Raw genomic sequence first — 15541 nt, forward strand, 5'->3', positions numbered from 1 at the left:
AACGCCACAGCAAAAAGGTCATTAATCGCGACGTTCGAGGCTACTGTTGTGAAATCAGTAGAGATGGTGACTTTTGAAATGGTAAACTCCCCAGAGTTTTAAATTCTGGGGAATACGAGTGACGACACTAACATGGCGTGATGTTATAGAAAGCCAACATCAGCAAGCGTACTTTAAGCAGACGTTATCTTTCGTTGCGCAAGAAAGACAGGCGGGAAAGGTTATTTACCCACCTGAAGAAGACGTGTTTAATGCTTTCGAACTGACCGAGCTTGATGCGGTTAAAGTCGTCATATTAGGCCAAGATCCTTATCATGGGCAGGGGCAGGCTCATGGTTTGTGCTTTTCCGTTTTGCCCGGTGTGAAAACGCCTCCTTCGCTGGTCAATATCTATAAAGAATTGGCTGAGGATATCTCTGGGTTTGAAATTCCTACGCATGGTTATTTAAAAAGCTGGGCACAACAAGGCGTATTACTGCTAAATACGGTCTTAACTGTCGAGCAAGGGGCTGCTCATTCTCATTCCAAAGCAGGTTGGGAGGTATTTACCGATCATATTGTGGATACCCTTAACCAACAGTGTGAAGGCGTTGTCTTTCTACTCTGGGGCGCGCATGCTCAGAAAAAAGGTATGATGATTGATCGTGAACGCCATCATGTGCTTACCGCCCCACACCCTTCTCCTCTCTCTGCACGGCGCGGATTTTTTGGCTGCCAGCACTTTTCTCAAACTAATATGCTGCTGAAAAATATGGGTAAAACCGCTATTGATTGGCAGCCTAAGCTTGTTAGTTGTGAAGGCTAATTGTCTATTTTTCGAGCATAGTCAAAGCACGCTTTCTAAATCTCTTATACACTTATTAAGAATAGGGACTTAAGGGAGATAGGACGATGATGATCGAAAGAATAAGGCGCGAGCACGGCTATATGGTTCGTTTGCTCGCGATACTGAATCGTAAGTTGCATCTGCTGGAACGTGAGGAACCAGTAAATTATTCACTCATCAAAGAGATCGTAGACTATCTGACGTTGCACTCTGAAAAGATACACCACCCGAAAGAAGATATTCTCTATCGTTACTTTATTGATCATTATGGGCAGCAAAGCACTATTTCAAACCTTGAATTGGAGCACCATGAGTTGTCGGATAAAACTCATGATTTTCTTGCGATTGTCGAGATGATTTTACAAGATGCAGTGGTGCCTCATGAGATTTTTTCCACTAAATTAGCGGAGTTCATTCGTAATCAAAAACAACATCTTGATCTTGAAGAGCAGTCAGTACTGCCGTTGATTGAGAAAAAGTTTACCACGACAGATTGGCAAGCGGTCGAAGCGTTGTGGACCGAAGTGGATGACGATCCGGTATTTGGTGACACCATTGCTGATCAGTATAAGCAACTTGCTGAGCGAGTGAGACAAAATGATTATGAGAGTGTGTAGCTAGCTTTCGAACTTTCATAGAAATGGCACCGTGATGGTGCCATTTTTTATGGTTTACAGAGGTTTACAGAGGTTTGCAGCCGTTACCGCGACTCTGTCATTTGGTCTAGATAGTCCAGCCAATCTGAGGTTTGAGTGCTAGGTTTTTCTCTGTGTGCTGCTTGCGCGAGTTTTTTAGCAGTCTCATATTGTTTCAAGCCAACATACGCTCGTATTTGCAAAATCTGTTTTTCTTGCAGGCTTATGCCTTTCACTTTACTCAGTGATACCAAGGCTGCATTAAATGCTCCTTGCTGAAGTTCAAGTCGCGAAACCTGTTGGTAATATTTTGCATTTAAGCGCGCCGCGGCTTGCCATGAACGCTGAGCGTTGTGCCATTCCCTTGCCATCTGCCAATGTGTCGCTTGTTTGATGATGGTTTCAATATCTGTGTCATTAACTTGCAGTTCAGAATAGAGGTGAGCGGACTTTTCCGGAATGCCTTGTTGGGCATACAATTGTGCCATGCTTACTTGCATCGATTCTGGCATATCAATGCCTGCTCGCTGCGCTGATACTAATGTCGCAAGTGCCAGTTTATACTGTTTAGTCTGCATATATAGGGCGCTGAGTTGCTGCCACCACATGGTATTGTTAGGCTGAAGAGCCAGCAGTTTTTGACTGGTGATGATCGCGCTTTTTAAGTGAGACAGTTGCAGCTCGGCACTTAGCTGTAAGCTTAGTGGCTGTAGCTTCGGAGTACGATCTAACTTGTGATACTGCTTAATAGCCGTCAGCAATGGTGTCCATTGTTGTAATAGGTAGTGACTTCGGGCGGTATTTAGCCAGACGTTTGTTATCTGTTCTTTAGGAATATCAATACTGCCAGCTGATTTCGCTAGAGCGTTAAAGTGGACAAGCGCTTGTTCAGCCTTAGTTTCTGATAATAACAGTTCAGCTAGCATTCGTTCTGTTTGCCAGCCTTGCTCACCAGCAAAGGCGCCAGTATTAACGGCAATTTGTAACTGTTTGATTGCCAGTTCACTTTTCTCTGCTTGCCAGTAATAAATACCGAGCATTCTTGCTACGTAAGCTTGGTCATAGCTAGCGCTTGGCTTGAGTTTCTCTAGTAAGACAATGGCATCGGCAAGTTTGTCTTCTTGCTCCAACGAATAGGCTTTTGAGACCTGCGTTGCGGTGCGCATCCCGAGTTCTTGTTTTGCGATGACCGATGGGGCAAACCAAAGGCTGCAAACCAGTACCAGCCCAATATGCGAGATTAGTTTGTTCATTGGTTTAATTTAAACTCCAATTTAACCGTTTGACCCACTCGTGGTTGCGCGGTGCCATTGACGACCATTGGCTGATATTTCCATTGCTTGAGAGCCACCATGGCTTCGCGCTCAAAAATGCGCTTTGGTTGGGCTTCAACCACTTTAATGTCAGTTGGGCGACCATTAACGTCAATAGTAAATGACATCACGACATAGCCTTCCATATTTCGTTGAATGGCGCGGCGAGGGTAGCGTGGCTCTTTACGGTGAAGTGGCATGACCTGCTGATTACGACCAATATCAGGCACACTTGGGGCATTCATCGCCACACCAGCCACTTGTGTTGATATCGCAATATTCGGCAGCTGCGGTGTGCTAGGTGTCTGTACCGTTGAGGTCTGTGAACTCTGCTCGACCACGGCTGCCGCTGGTGGTGTCGCCGGCATTTTTGGTGGTTCAGGAAGCACGCGTGTACGTCGTGCTGTTTCACTTTCCGGCTCAATCATCACTAAGTCATAGCTAAGGCGAGCAGACTCTTCTGGCTTGGATTTAGGACCAATGTCTATCATCCAACTCATTAAAGAAAACAGCGTGAACGCGAAAGCGATCGCAAAAGGAATGCTTAATAAAAAGCGCACCATTATCGGCTCTCCGTTGCTAAAGCAATTTTGGTTACTCCAGCTCCTTTTGCACTGTCCATCACCTGTACGACGGTACCGTTGAAGGCATGCTTGTCTGCTTGAATGACCATGGACGCACTAGGTTGCTCGAGAAGAAGCTTCTCAATAGTGGCTTGTACACGTTCAACATCGACGCGACGTTTATCAATGAACACCTCGTTACTGGCGGTGATCGCGACAAAAATTCCCGCGTCTTTTTGGCTTACCGCGTGGCTGGCTTGCGGGCGGTTCACATCGACGCCAGATTCTCGAACGAAGGAGCTGGTGACAATGAAAAAGATCAGCATAATGAAAACGATATCGAGCATCGAGGTCATGTCGATGTTGGCTTCTTCTTGCTGTTTTCTACGGTGGCCAAGTCTCATTGTGTATTTCCTATGCGATTATCTGTGACCGTGTGTAAGTCAGTCTCTTTGCTTTGGTCACTTCTCAGTAATTGTTCTAATTGGAACAAATGTTTGTTGCTCCATTTTTGGATGCGAGAGAAAGCTAACATTCCAGAAAGTGCGGCGACCATTCCTGCCATTGTCGGGATCGTTGCCATAGAAATGCCAGCCGCCATTAGGCGAGGCTGAGCACTTCCTTGAGCTGCTAAGGTATCAAATACGGTGATCATGCCGGTTACGGTGCCCAGTAACCCGAGCATTGGACACAACGCTAGTAGGCACTTTAGCAAGTTGAGGTGCTGTTTTAATTGGTTTTCAGCGTCGCTAAGTATGGCATCACGCTGAGCGCGGGCATACCATGAAAAGTGGTCACTACGTTGAGACCACTTTTGTGTCCAAACCCGCTTTTGCTGTGGGAAGTATCGAGAAAAGTAGAGTACGCGTTCAAACGCGACCATCCAAAAAACGATAACAACCGCAGCGAGCCACCAAAGAATAGGCCCGCCTTGATTCATAAATTGGCTCAGATGTTCTGAGCCAGGTAGCCATTGGGCCAAATTATGCAGCATAGCTCGCTCTCTGCTCGGTCGAGTGCACTTCGGCCTGCTCAGCAACAAGGCCAACACTTTGACGCTCTAGAATATTGCGAATCGCGTCAGCTTTTGAACTCAATAAGTTATGGGCTAGCAGCAGTGGCATCGCGGTAATCAAACCGAGAACGGTTGTCACCAATGCCATGGAGATGCCTCCGGCCATGACACGAGGCTCGGCGTTACCAAACTGTGTGATAACTTGGAACGTTTCAATCATGCCAGTTACCGTACCAAGTAATCCCAGCATTGGCGCGAGTGCTGCAATCAATTTAAGCATACTAAGACCGCGCTCTAGGTGTTGTTGTTCGTCCATTATTGATTCAAGAAGACGTAATTCAAGCGCTTCAACATTCATCTTTTTATCGTGGTTATATACGCTAAGAACGCGACCTAATGGGTTATTTGTTGGGGCTTCAGGTGTTTTTAGCTGCTTGCCAATTTGTTGCTCGATGCGCAGGAGTACCACGGCACGATAAAGCGCAATGACAAGACCAATTAGGAATAGGCCTGCAATGATCTTACCCACGACACCACCGTGCTCAAAACGTTGGGTAAGCGTCGGGTTTTCAGCCAGTTGGTGGTAAATATCGCCACGACTTGGATCGATAATAACGGCGGTCTGTCCAGTGACTATGTTATTAGCGTCCTCATAGCGAGATACATTATCAGGTAGGCGGGGGAAGTCGCTGGCTAGTTGCCCGTCCCAGTTAATCGGCCCTTGTTTAGCAAGTAGAGCGAAGTTACCTAATCGTACGGCGTCAATAGTCGTGACTTCACCTGCGCCTGTTACGAATGGAACCGTGATAGTCGCGTAGGTTCCGCTGCTAATAATTTGAGCGTTAAAAGCTTGCCATAACGTGGTTAGCTCTTGGATGGATGGCAAGGTTTTCGCAGCCACAATAGTGTCGATGTCAGCACGTTGTTGGGTTTGTTCTGTGTTGGCGACAGAGCGGCTCAGTTCGACTTGAAGCTCTTTAGCTGATTGACGGACGACACCAAAAAGCTCACCCAAACTGCCCGTTTGCAGGTGAAGCTGCTTTTGTTGCTCTGCTAATGTTTTCTCATTGGTTGAAAACTGATCACTGAGCGAAGTAATGGCCGCATCTAGTTGCGCTTTGCGTTCGGCAAGTTGCTTTTTCTTAGCTAAAAGCGCTTGCTGCTCTTGCTTAAATTTGGCTTCACGCGATGCGTTATGCTGCTTCTCTTGTTGCTGCGCCGTTTTTGCTTCGCTGGTGAGTGTGCCTGCTGCAAGGGTCAGTGGTGAGAAGCTAACTGTGAATAGGGCGATCAATAAAGTTAGGTAACGCATTAGCTCGGATCCTTAGCAAGAGAAACAGGGAGCGTCATTAAAGTTGGTGACGTTTGTTTGTTTGCAATTGCAAACGCTTGGTCGATATAGGATGAGAGCGAAGCTTCAACATTCACCCACGCTTTTTTGTCGTGATCCCATGACCAGTACTGATTTCTGTCTAGGCTACGAGCGACGAGCGATAGGCGCCCAAGGTAAAGCTGTTCTGCTTCTATGCTACTGCCCACATCGATTCGTGAACGGTAGCTGCCTAGCTTGATGCCGTAATCCATTTCAATTTGGTAAGCTTCTAAGATACGACGATATTTTTCGGCATCACTGACATCAGCTTGCGGCATCAGAGATTTGAGTTCATCTAAGCGGGCGAGGCGAGCATCGATACGAATCGGCTTGTCTTGCTGAATGTGCTGTTCAAGGCCAGCTAACATCTTGTACATCAGAGGGACAACACCTTGACGGGTATCGTTGATCTGAACTAATTGTGTTTCGATGCTCGATAGCTCTTGCTGTTGGTTATCCACCACTGATTGTAGGTGACGCTGGTAAACTTCCAAGTTGGAGACTTCTTGTTCCAGTGCCGCGATTTCCGACTTAAGTTCAAACGCTTTATCACTACTTTTGTTGATTCGTTGTTGGCTTTGCGCGCCTTGAGTAATGGTCTGAGCCTCAACATTTCTTGCATTGTTGAGGTCGTTGGCAAACGTCTGCCCACTGCTAAGGAGCAGAGGGAGGGTGCACAATGCGGCGCGAACGAGCGTTTTGTTCATTTCAAGAGCCTTCTTCTACTAGAAAGTACCAGTTGTTTAATTGAATTCTGATGGCAAACACACTCAATAGGCTTGGTGAGTCTGTCTATTTAATCGCGCTATCAAGCACGGCGCGTTAGAGGTGCTGTACTACCTTTATGCGCTTTTTAAGCGCGCTTATTGTATTGCAACTCATGTAAGAAATACAGTCTAAATGATATTGATATGAGTTATCATTTGTTATCTCTTAATCAATTTGATGTAAAAAAATACCACTATTTTCGTTGTTGCTTGAATATCATGATGAAATAAAAGCCATCTGGGTAATGAGCGCTATTTTTTTTGCGGACAGCCTTGGCAGTAGCTGCCGTCACGGCGGCGATAGTGCATACAGCAGGCTCGGCGTTGTATAACATAATCCCCTTCTTGAGTGACATCTAAGCGTCCAAACCTTGTGATTGGAAGATCAAGAGCCTGTTGCCAGTGCTGCAATTCATGAGCAAAGGTAGGGTGTAGATGTTTATTGGCGAGTAATTGACGGTTGACCATGTGTTTTAGGCCGCGAAGTAGCATTTCCATGATGGTGTCAGCGAGAAGCTTTTCACGGGTGCTAGGGCTCATGCGAATGATATCGTCAAATTGCTCAGCAAGTTGTGTCAGTAATGATTTGAGTTCTGTTGCAGCCAATAGTAATCGTTGATGTTGATCGCCTTCTTGCCATTGTTCAGAAGCGAAATCGAAGTGTCCCACAATGCCATTATCAAGGTTAAGTCCTTGTCTCATTCGGCTAATCTTTGGAACGGAATCTGAGTAATAAGTAGTAATAAGCGCAATGGTGATAGGTTGCCAAATCAGCATTGTCCAGGTTCTGGTTAGCCAATAAATCTGCCCTGCTTCTGGGTAGTGCTCTTTCCAGTATCGATAAAGTGCGTTTAGTGGTTCATGGCTGTTTTGATGAGGAGCAATGATAGATGCAGTCTTTAAAATCGGTACTAATAATGGAGATATTTGTATGGAAATATCGGTAAGCGTCCGCAATTTTTGAGAATGTGTCATAGCCATAGTCTTCGATTTCTATAAGCAAACTGAGTAAATAAAAGCAAGCAGCGCAAATACATTGTGCTGCTTAACTAGGGAGGGGGCTCTTTGCCCGCTATAGGTCGAACTTGACGTTTAACTCGACGGTTTGTTGTTGGCCCATCCAACAATAGCTTTGGCTATAACAGCTATAATACTTTTGATTAAATAGGTTGTTAGCAATCAGGTTTGCGGTTGCGCCCTGCATACTATTGCTTATCTGGCCAAGGTCATAACCAATAGACAGATCGACCAACGTATAAGAGGGGACTGAGCCTTGATTTAAATTAGTTGTGCCATTGTTCAATACAGTATTACCGACATATCGAACCCCACCACCCACTCTTAATCCCTGCATTACGCCTTCGTGCATGGTGTAGTTAGCCCAAAGGTTTGCTGCGTGATCTGGGACGTAAATTGCGCTCTGACCAACGTTTGCCTGGTCTTCGTCCTTAGTGATTTCCATATCGGTATAAGTGTAATTTGCGATAATATCGAGATTGTCGTTTATCGCTGAACGCCCTTCTAGTTCTAAGCCTTGAGAGCGAACTTCGCCGACAGCTTCCCATGGTGCATTACCATCTCGGCGCACACCTACATTTTGCTTTTTGATGTGGAAGAGAGCTGCTGAGGCCGTTGTGGTTGAATCATAGGAGGTAAATTTCAGACCTGCTTCAACTTGCTCGCCTTTTTCAGGTTCAAGGTTTTTGCCATTAGCGTCAATTTTTGCGTTTGGTTCAAAGCTGGTCGCGAAGTTGGCAAACGGAGAGATGCCATTGTCGAACTGATACATAGCCCCGACACGATACGAGAAGTTGCTCGCACGTGAAGTCGTATTGTTTTTAGCGCCGCCGTTTTCTGATTTGTCGGTATTAGACTCAACTACGTCGTAGCGGCCCCCGGCAATCAGAACCCAGTTATCAACAAGCATTTGATCTTGAAAATAACCGCCGAGCTGTTTAATAGAAACATCGGTGTTGGAGTAATAACCTGGGGTGAAGTCGTTCGGGTTAAGTTTACTATTATCTGGGTTGTATAGGTTGATGCTATCGACATTACCAAAACTGTTATAGGCCGAATCTCCTTCGACAGAGCGATAATCGATGCCAAACAATAGGTAATGATCGACACTTCCAGTATTTACAAAACCAGAAAGTTGGTTATCAATACTAAGACCTTTAGATTGCTCATCTGTCGTATAGGCAGTACGTTGTAGTTCACCTGTCGCGGCGTTAAACCCGTCACTACCCGCGCTTTGCGTCGTTTTTTGATCGAACTTAGTTTCCGTGTAACGGAAGTTTTGTAAGAAGGTCCAATCGTTGTTGAACTCATGGTTAATTTTATAGCCAGCCACAACGAATTCGCGCTTAAGCTCATTAAAGTTCGTATCACCTGCAAAAGTAGAGGCGGACATTTTTCCGGATTCAATCGCCTCGATAGGGACGGTAACGTTCTGGCCTAGACTTGGATCATTTTGGTAGTAAAGGTTGAAATTGACCAGTGTTTTGTCTGAAACGTTCCAGTTCACCGATGGTGCAAAAACGTAACGTTCTTCTTTTACGTGATCAATTGTCGCGTCTTTTTTACGACCAAGTGCGATCAGGCGATAAGAAACGTTGTCGCTTAGAGCGCCTGTTTTATCAATGGAAGCTTCCATTAGGTTGTTCAAACCTGTTGCGACATTGACTTTGGTTTTTTCTTCAAAGCTTGGTGCTTTTGCAATGATGTTCACCATGCCACCCGGAGGCATAGAGCCGTAAAGAACCGATGTTGGACCTTTAAAAATCTCTAGACGTTCCATCGCAATAGGATCGATTTGTGGCTTGGCATTCCATCCTGGCAATTCAGGTAGCATCAAACCATCATAGTAATTTTGCGAAGAACTAAATCCTCGAATAGTAACAAAGTCAGTGAATACGACTGCGCCACCCTTGTTTTCTGTAGAAACACCAGGGGCATAACGCAATGCTTGCATTACTGATTTTACCCCGCGCTGCTCCATTTCTTCGCTTTCAATCACATTCAGCGTCTGCGGGGTTTCTTCTGGTGATAAAGACGTTTTGGTGGCCGTATTACGATACGTTTTCCCCAATACGGTCATTTGTTCATCCGTCGTCGTGGATGAAGATTCTGAATTTGATGTTGTCGCCAAAACGCTTGGTGAAGACAACACTATGGATACCATTACTGCTATTGGGGATATTTTTGTTTTTAACATAATCAAAGAATTTATTTAACGAGTTGTGAATGTGATTGATAATTAGTTTCATTTTCATTCTATCGCGTGTGATTCTGTGATACTTAACAATTTGGTGCAAGTTTTATTGATAATGTCTGCGATTAAAGGTGTGCTTTGATAGTGGCGGGGCAAATGGGCAGCCAGAATTCCATTTGAGCATCTAAGTTCAATGGATTGTAATGATTGGGGTAGTATTCAAGTTCATAACCTTCTTCTCCATGAAAACCTGAAGCGGGTAACCAATGGTTAAGTACCCACTCTAATGTTTTAGGGAAGTTTGCAATGGGACCGATATGCGTGATGACCGCATAGGTTTGCTCTGGAATGCTTAATTGCTCCATATGTGCTTTGGCATGCTCTAATTGCTGAGCATTAAGTGTAGCTTGCTCACAGCTCGCCCAGTATATGAGTTGGCTTTCGGGAAGAGGATGAATGGTGTCAATAATGCCAAATACAGCTTCAGAGTGTTGGCGATGACCAAGTGTTGCTTGGGCAAACTGACGCCAAATATGTGCAACTTGAGTGCTATATTGGGGGTCTATGGAGTAAATGGTATCGATGGGGGCATGCATGCCCCAAAAAGTACTGGCCGCGCGAGTTTCGATGCGCACGATCTGGCTAGCACTTTGCTCAAGCGGCAGTTCAGGACTCATGACTAAGGGTAAGCGGATGCCCTTTAGAATACCTTGCTGTTTGTATTGTCGTGGTGAAACAGAAAAAAGCTGTTTAAATGCGCGGCTAAAACTGACCTCTGAGTTAAAGCCAAACTGCAAAGCGATATCGGTGATCTTACTTTCGTTGGACAGAAGGTGTTCAGCTGCGCGGCTAAGCTTCTGTTGGCGAACATATTGAGCGATGTTCTGTTTTGTTTGCTCTTGAAAGACGCGTTGGAGTTGCCAGCGAGACCAGCAACTAATGCTGGCAAGTTCTGCGACGGTTAATGGCTTATCCAAATTGTGATTGATGTACTCAACCACTTTTTCAACGCGATTGAGGTGAATCGGTTTTCGTTTGGAGACCATAGTATGTGCTTACTCGGTGGCTAGATGCAGGCATTTTGGCACTTTTGATACCAGTCGTCGAATAAATGTACGAGTTTGATGAGCTCCATTCATGGGAGCGTGTTCAGCTTTTATCGGATAGGTAGGGGTGGTAGGCAAGGTAACGCCCTCTATTGAGGGCGCTATTTTAAGTCCAGTGAATAGGGTTCAGGCTCCTCAATCACTGAAAATTAGGTGAGTTAAAGCTTGATATCTTCGTATGCGAAATCAAGTCCGATATCCATATCGTTGAGTTCTTTTTGTAAACGTCGTTTGTCTTTTATTGCTTCTATTTCGCGCCATTTACGCTTTAGTGGTTTTGATCGAGATGCTCGAGTCCGGGGAGCATCCATTTCCATTATATCGTTTAGTTCAAAGCCATCCATAAGCTACCTCTTAGTATTTATCTCCTCACGGAGACTTTTAAGTACCATACTCCTAGGCAGAATAACTTTGATTTATTTCTCATTTGTTTCTTTAGTATGAATGTTTTATGCCAAACTGAACTCAATCTCACAGTTTTAATTCCATATGTAGATTAAAAAATGACCGTTTGATTCAAATAATGAAAAAGAATTAGTTAGCGATGATTGTTAACGTGAGTCCACTGAGAGTTAATTAAGGGACACAAGGTTCTACGAGAAACATTCTCATTCGACAAGAATGATTAAAAAGCATTCCATTCTATAAATACGCCTCCACGTCTGATGAACAAAGGTTTACCCGTGAATGGTGCGGTAAGATCCGTTTTCATTGCTATGATTACTAGTTGTTATCGTAAGGAAGATTAAATGGGGGTTGCTGGTAATGCAATTGTTACGGTTAGTGTTAAGGGAACGTGATGGTTCAGTGAAAAATACCTTTGATGTCAATCTAATTGCGTATTGATTTTTATCGAGCATCCCTGCAAAATCCGCTCCGTCAAATGATATGTCGATTTGTATTCCGTTCCCAATAGGTGAGAAATACAAGCTAAGTTGCCGTGAAAAACAGTAAATTAATCAAAACCACACGGATGGGTATAACCTCAGCAACTTAGTTAGCACAGGATGTGCTGGCGGCGCTCTAATTTTAAAAGAGGTTTTAAAGTGACAGACATTATTAGTTTAATGAATGATCTTCTTTGGGGATCGATTCTGGTTTATCTGCTCGTAGGCGTAGGGATCTATTTTACAGTTCGCCTTGGGTTCATTCAGTTCCGCCATTTCGGCCACATGTTCAGTGTGCTGAAAAACAGTCGTAAATCCGACGCTGCTGGTATCTCATCTTTTCAAGCACTTTGTACTAGTTTAGCGGCACGTGTTGGTACGGGTAACATGGCAGGTGTTGCCGTTGCCTTAACCTTTGGTGGACCGGGTGCGATTTTCTGGATGTGGTTGATTGCCATGCTTGGTATGGCAACAGCGTTTGCAGAAAGTACGCTTGCTCAGCTTTATAAGACGCGTGATGACGATGGTAATTATCGTGGTGGTCCAGCTTACTATATGGAAAAAGGCTTGGGCATGCGCTGGATGGGGGTATTGTTCTCTGTCTTCCTAATTATTGCATTTGGTCTAGTGTTCAATGCGGTTCAAGCGAATGCTATTGCAAATGCGATGCAAACAGCCTTTGGTTTTGATCCTTTGTATGTAGGTATCTTCATTGCCTTGATTTCCGCGTTTGTCATCTTTGGTGGCATTCGTAAAATTGCTCGTACGGCTGAATTGATTGTACCTATCATGGCGCTAGCTTACTTGTTACTTGCCTTTTACGTGGTGTTCATGAACATCGAAAAAGTGCCAGAAATCCTTGCCTACATCTTCAAGAGTGCTTTTGGCCTTCAAGAAGCAGCGGCTGGTGGTGTGGGCTATGCCATTGCACAAGCCATGATTCAAGGTATTAAGCGCGGACTGTTCTCAAACGAAGCGGGTATGGGTTCGGCTCCTAACGCTGCAGCGTCAGCTACGCCATACCCTCCGCATCCAGCGTCACAGGGTTATGTTCAGATGTTGGGTGTCTTTACCGATACTATTGTTATCTGTTCTGCAACAGTTGCTATCATTTTAATGTCTGGCGAATACGTCCCTCATGGTGAAGTGACTGGTATTGAATTGACGCAGCGTGCATTGAGCTCACAAGTGGGCGATTGGGGCGGAATTTTCATTGCGGTAGCGATTTTCTTCTTCGCCTTTACTTCAATCATTGCTAACTACTCGTACGCGGAAACAAACCTGATTTTCTTAGAGCACAATCATAAAGCGGGCCTTGGTCTATTCCGTCTTGTCGTGCTTGCTATGGTGTTGTTTGGTTCAGTCGCAACGCTACCTATGATTTGGGCATTAGCAGATGTTTCTATGGGCTTGATGGCTCTGGTTAACTTGGTGGCGATAATTTTGTTGTCGGGTATCGTGGTTAAGTTGGCCAAAGATTACAACCAACAGCTTAAAGCGGGTAAGGTTCCAACGTTTGATGCTAACGATTACCCAGAATTAAAGTCTCAGTTAGAGCCTGGGATTTGGGATAACACGAAAGCGGACAAAACGGTGAAATAGCCTTAATAGTTTCCTTCTATCTCAGAAATAGAATAAGCCACGCATGATTTCATTGAAGATCAGGCGTGGCTTTTTTTATACTAGGAACAAATAATCATGATAAGAGTAAAGTTATGCTAATTGTTGTCTCACCAGCGAAGACGCTGGACTATGAATCGCCCTTGGCGACGGAACGTTACACACAGCCGGAGTTTATCGAGCAATCTGCTCAATTGATTGAGGTATGCCGTAAGCTGACGCCTGCTGATGTTTCGGCGCTGATGAAGGTGAGCGACAAGATTGCAGGGCTGAATGTCGCACGCTTTGAGCAATGGCAAACAAACTTCACGACAGAGAATGCACGCCAAGCTATTCTTGCATTTAAAGGGGATGTGTATACCGGGTTGGATGCAGCAAGTATGTCAGAAGCGGATTTTGACTACGCTCAAACGCATTTGCGTATGCTATCGGGTCTATATGGGTTATTAAAACCTTTGGATTTGATGCAGCCTTATCGCCTAGAGATGGGAACGAAGTTGGCCAATGAGCGTGGTAGCAATTTATACCAGTTTTGGGGAAGTCTCATTACGGATAAATTAAATCAAGCACTGGCCGAGCATGAGAGTGACGTTTTAGTTAATTTAGCTTCCAATGAGTATTTTAAAGCGGTAAAAGTTAAGCAATTAAACACTCAGGTGGTGACTCCTGTGTTTAAAGATTGCAAAAATGGCCAATACAAAGTGATTAGCTTTTACGCGAAAAAAGCGCGCGGAATGATGGCTCGATACATCATTGATAACCAAATCGATTCCGTTGAAGCCCTACAGAATTTTGATGTCGCTGGTTATTACTTTGTTGCGGATGAATCAACGGCAAATGAATTGGTGTTTAAGCGCGAGGAGCAGTGATTTAAACCATTTCGAGTCTGATTATAAAAAATGCCCCACTCATGAGTGGGGCATTTTTTTTCAAAAGTACGGTTCTAAGCGCGAGTTACTTCTTTTTCGCTGCTTTTTTCTTGACGGTCTTTTTCTTGTCGTCTTTTTTCACTTTCTTCTTTTTCTTGAACGTTGGCTTTTTGTGCGTAGGACGAAGTCCGTCGATGAAGCGCTCTTTGATGGTTTCGCTGGTGTAGCGAGCTACGCGTTCCATCATTGGCTGATCGTGTGCTTCGACAATAGAAATCGCGATGCCTTTCTTGCCTGCGCGAGCAGTACGGCCAATACGGTGTAAGTAAACATCTGCAGTACGAGGTAAGTCGTAGTTGATCACGTGTGACACATCTGGAAGGTCAATACCACGCGCTGCGACATCAGTGGCAAGCAGTACGTTGACTGAGCCATCTTTGAATCGGCTGATAGCGTTATTACGGCGATCTTGTGGCATTTCACCTTGGATCCAGGCACAAGGAATTTGAGCACTATCAAGTTGTTGGCGAAGATCGGCAAGACGTTCACGTGTTTTCAAAAATACAATGGTACGCTCAGCTTGCTCGGTTAAAATGTGCTTAAGCAAAGTGAGTTTGTGCTCAGCTGTATCGGCACGGTGGTACCATTGCGTGATTTTTTTTCGTTCACGTAAAGACGGCTCTGCTTTAATTTCTGCTGGGTTCTTTAGAAGATCAGTCGTAAACCCTTCTACACCACGGCCTTCCAGTGTCGCTGAAAATAGCAGTGTTTGCTTACGCCAGCGACATTCTGCCGATAGGCGATCAACCGTTGGCCCAAAGCCCATATCAAGCATGCGATCCGCTTCATCAAGAACTAGCCACTCAATAGCGCGACAATCAAAGCGTTCTGCTTCGATATATTCCATTAGACGACCTGGAGTTGCTACTACGATATCTTGCGTTTGTGCCAGTGTATCTGCGTGAGTGTCGTATGTGACTCCACCAGTAATGGTCGCCACTTTTAGATGTGTATTCTTTGCCAGAGCTTTAGTGTGCTCAGCTACTTGCATCGCAAGTTCACGTGTTGGTGTTAACACAAGAATACGTGCAGGTCCGGCTTTCTTTCTTGGAAAGTCAAGCAGGTACTGTATAGCAGGGATCGCAAAAGAAGCCGTTTTACCCGTTCCTGTTGGAGCGGATGCCAAGATGTCTTTTGCCTCTAAAGCTTGTGGAATGGCTTCTGCCTGAACCTGAGTAGGGCGCTCATAGCCCATGTCTTCAATCGCTTCTAAAAGGATTGGGTCTAAATCTAATTCGGCGAATGTTCTGATCACTATCGTGTCTCCACAAGACTGAGGGTGTACCTGCTCAAAAAT

15 protein-coding genes are annotated in these 15541 nt (G+C 44.9%); 4 read left to right on the forward strand and 11 right to left on the reverse strand.

The features are described from left to right. Positions 1 to 118 precede the first annotated feature (118 nt). Both ung and L4D05_RS18910 read left to right on the forward strand, forming a co-directional pair. Positions 119 to 805, forward strand: a complete 687-nt coding sequence (gene ung, locus L4D05_RS18905) for a uracil-DNA glycosylase (protein WP_428794930.1) — start codon at positions 119 to 121, stop codon at positions 803 to 805. A gap of 86 nt (positions 806 to 891) precedes the next feature. Beyond that, positions 892 to 1443: a hemerythrin domain-containing protein gene (locus L4D05_RS18910; RefSeq protein WP_428794931.1), complete on the forward strand. Its 552-nt coding sequence runs from the start codon at positions 892 to 894 to the stop codon at positions 1441 to 1443. A gap of 83 nt (positions 1444 to 1526) precedes the next feature. Here L4D05_RS18910 and L4D05_RS18915 read toward each other — a convergent pair whose 3' ends face one another. From L4D05_RS18915 to L4D05_RS18960, 10 genes are all read right to left on the reverse strand, one after another. Beyond that, positions 1527 to 2714, reverse strand: coding sequence for a tetratricopeptide repeat protein (locus L4D05_RS18915; RefSeq protein WP_428794932.1), 1188 nt, complete (start codon positions 2712 to 2714; stop codon positions 1527 to 1529). Next, the gene (locus L4D05_RS18920) at positions 2711 to 3337 is read right to left on the reverse strand and encodes an energy transducer TonB (RefSeq protein WP_428794933.1); all 627 of its coding nucleotides are present in this window, start codon (positions 3335 to 3337) and stop codon (positions 2711 to 2713) included. The genes L4D05_RS18915 and L4D05_RS18920 overlap by 4 nt, the downstream gene beginning before the upstream one ends. Continuing rightward, a complete protein-coding gene (locus L4D05_RS18925) occupies positions 3337 to 3741 on the reverse strand; it encodes an ExbD/TolR family protein (RefSeq protein ID WP_428794934.1) in 405 nt (134 codons plus the stop codon). The genes L4D05_RS18920 and L4D05_RS18925 overlap by 1 nt, the downstream gene beginning before the upstream one ends. Further along, positions 3738 to 4331, reverse strand: a complete 594-nt coding sequence (locus L4D05_RS18930; protein ID WP_428794935.1) for a MotA/TolQ/ExbB proton channel family protein — start codon at positions 4329 to 4331, stop codon at positions 3738 to 3740. Before L4D05_RS18930 ends, L4D05_RS18925 begins: the two co-directional genes overlap by 4 nt. Next, the gene (locus L4D05_RS18935) at positions 4321 to 5664 is read right to left on the reverse strand and encodes a MotA/TolQ/ExbB proton channel family protein (RefSeq protein WP_428754564.1); all 1344 of its coding nucleotides are present in this window, start codon (positions 5662 to 5664) and stop codon (positions 4321 to 4323) included. The genes L4D05_RS18930 and L4D05_RS18935 overlap by 11 nt, the downstream gene beginning before the upstream one ends. Next, positions 5664 to 6431 (reverse strand): DUF3450 domain-containing protein, encoded by a 768-nt coding sequence (locus L4D05_RS18940; protein WP_428754565.1) that lies wholly within the window; start codon positions 6429 to 6431, stop codon positions 5664 to 5666. The genes L4D05_RS18935 and L4D05_RS18940 overlap by 1 nt, the downstream gene beginning before the upstream one ends. A 312-nt stretch (positions 6432 to 6743) precedes the next feature. Continuing rightward, positions 6744 to 7466, reverse strand: coding sequence for a siderophore ferric iron reductase (locus tag L4D05_RS18945; protein WP_428794936.1), 723 nt, complete (start codon positions 7464 to 7466; stop codon positions 6744 to 6746). Between the two features lie 97 nt (positions 7467 to 7563). Then, entirely contained in the window at positions 7564 to 9705 is a 2142-nt protein-coding gene (locus L4D05_RS18950) for a TonB-dependent siderophore receptor (RefSeq protein ID WP_428794937.1), read from the reverse strand. A 122-nt stretch (positions 9706 to 9827) separates the two neighbouring features. Next, complete coding sequence (locus L4D05_RS18955; RefSeq protein ID WP_428794938.1) at positions 9828 to 10748, reverse strand: helix-turn-helix domain-containing protein; 921 nt, start codon at positions 10746 to 10748, stop codon at positions 9828 to 9830. Positions 10749 to 10966: 218 nt separating this feature from the next. Next, positions 10967 to 11152, reverse strand: a complete 186-nt coding sequence (locus L4D05_RS18960; protein ID WP_250617504.1) for a DUF3545 family protein — start codon at positions 11150 to 11152, stop codon at positions 10967 to 10969. Between the two features lie 702 nt (positions 11153 to 11854). Between L4D05_RS18960 and L4D05_RS18965 the strand changes: the two genes are divergently transcribed. Together L4D05_RS18965 and yaaA are read left to right on the forward strand one after the other, a co-directional pair. Further along, a complete protein-coding gene (locus L4D05_RS18965; RefSeq protein ID WP_428754569.1) occupies positions 11855 to 13297 on the forward strand; it encodes an alanine/glycine:cation symporter family protein in 1443 nt (480 codons plus the stop codon). Between the two features lie 113 nt (positions 13298 to 13410). After that, positions 13411 to 14184: a peroxide stress protein YaaA gene (yaaA, locus tag L4D05_RS18970; RefSeq protein ID WP_428754570.1), complete on the forward strand. Its 774-nt coding sequence runs from the start codon at positions 13411 to 13413 to the stop codon at positions 14182 to 14184. 85 nt (positions 14185 to 14269) lie between these two features. Here the strand turns inward: yaaA and srmB are convergent, their stop codons facing one another. Next, complete coding sequence (gene srmB, locus L4D05_RS18975; protein ID WP_265676424.1) at positions 14270 to 15499, reverse strand: ATP-dependent RNA helicase SrmB; 1230 nt, start codon at positions 15497 to 15499, stop codon at positions 14270 to 14272. Between the last annotated feature and the right edge of the window lie 42 nt (positions 15500 to 15541).

The sequence above is a fragment of the Vibrio nomapromontoriensis genome, assembly GCF_050337205.1.
Taxonomy (GTDB): Bacteria; Pseudomonadota; Gammaproteobacteria; order Enterobacterales; family Vibrionaceae; genus Vibrio; species Vibrio nomapromontoriensis.

What these genes read in the sequence shown, in the direction of transcription:
- L4D05_RS18910 (WP_428794931.1), top strand. Translation starts at nt 892, where the DNA reads ATGATGATCGAAAGAATAAGGCGCGAGCACGGCTATATGGTTCGTTTG.
- L4D05_RS18915 (WP_428794932.1), bottom strand. Translation starts at nt 2,714, where the DNA reads ATGAACAAACTAATCTCGCATATTGGGCTGGTACTGGTTTGCAGCCTT.
- L4D05_RS18920 (WP_428794933.1), bottom strand. Translation starts at nt 3,337, where the DNA reads ATGGTGCGCTTTTTATTAAGCATTCCTTTTGCGATCGCTTTCGCGTTC.
- L4D05_RS18925 (WP_428794934.1), bottom strand. Translation starts at nt 3,741, where the DNA reads ATGAGACTTGGCCACCGTAGAAAACAGCAAGAAGAAGCCAACATCGAC.
- L4D05_RS18930 (WP_428794935.1), bottom strand. Translation starts at nt 4,331, where the DNA reads ATGCTGCATAATTTGGCCCAATGGCTACCTGGCTCAGAACATCTGAGC.
- L4D05_RS18935 (WP_428754564.1), bottom strand. Translation starts at nt 5,664, where the DNA reads ATGCGTTACCTAACTTTATTGATCGCCCTATTCACAGTTAGCTTCTCA.
- L4D05_RS18940 (WP_428754565.1), bottom strand. Translation starts at nt 6,431, where the DNA reads ATGAACAAAACGCTCGTTCGCGCCGCATTGTGCACCCTCCCTCTGCTC.
- L4D05_RS18945 (WP_428794936.1), bottom strand. Translation starts at nt 7,466, where the DNA reads ATGACACATTCTCAAAAATTGCGGACGCTTACCGATATTTCCATACAA.
- L4D05_RS18950 (WP_428794937.1), bottom strand. Translation starts at nt 9,705, where the DNA reads ATGTTAAAAACAAAAATATCCCCAATAGCAGTAATGGTATCCATAGTG.
- L4D05_RS18955 (WP_428794938.1), bottom strand. Translation starts at nt 10,748, where the DNA reads ATGGTCTCCAAACGAAAACCGATTCACCTCAATCGCGTTGAAAAAGTG.
- L4D05_RS18960 (WP_250617504.1), bottom strand. Translation starts at nt 11,152, where the DNA reads ATGGATGGCTTTGAACTAAACGATATAATGGAAATGGATGCTCCCCGG.
- yaaA (WP_428754570.1), top strand. Translation starts at nt 13,411, where the DNA reads ATGCTAATTGTTGTCTCACCAGCGAAGACGCTGGACTATGAATCGCCC.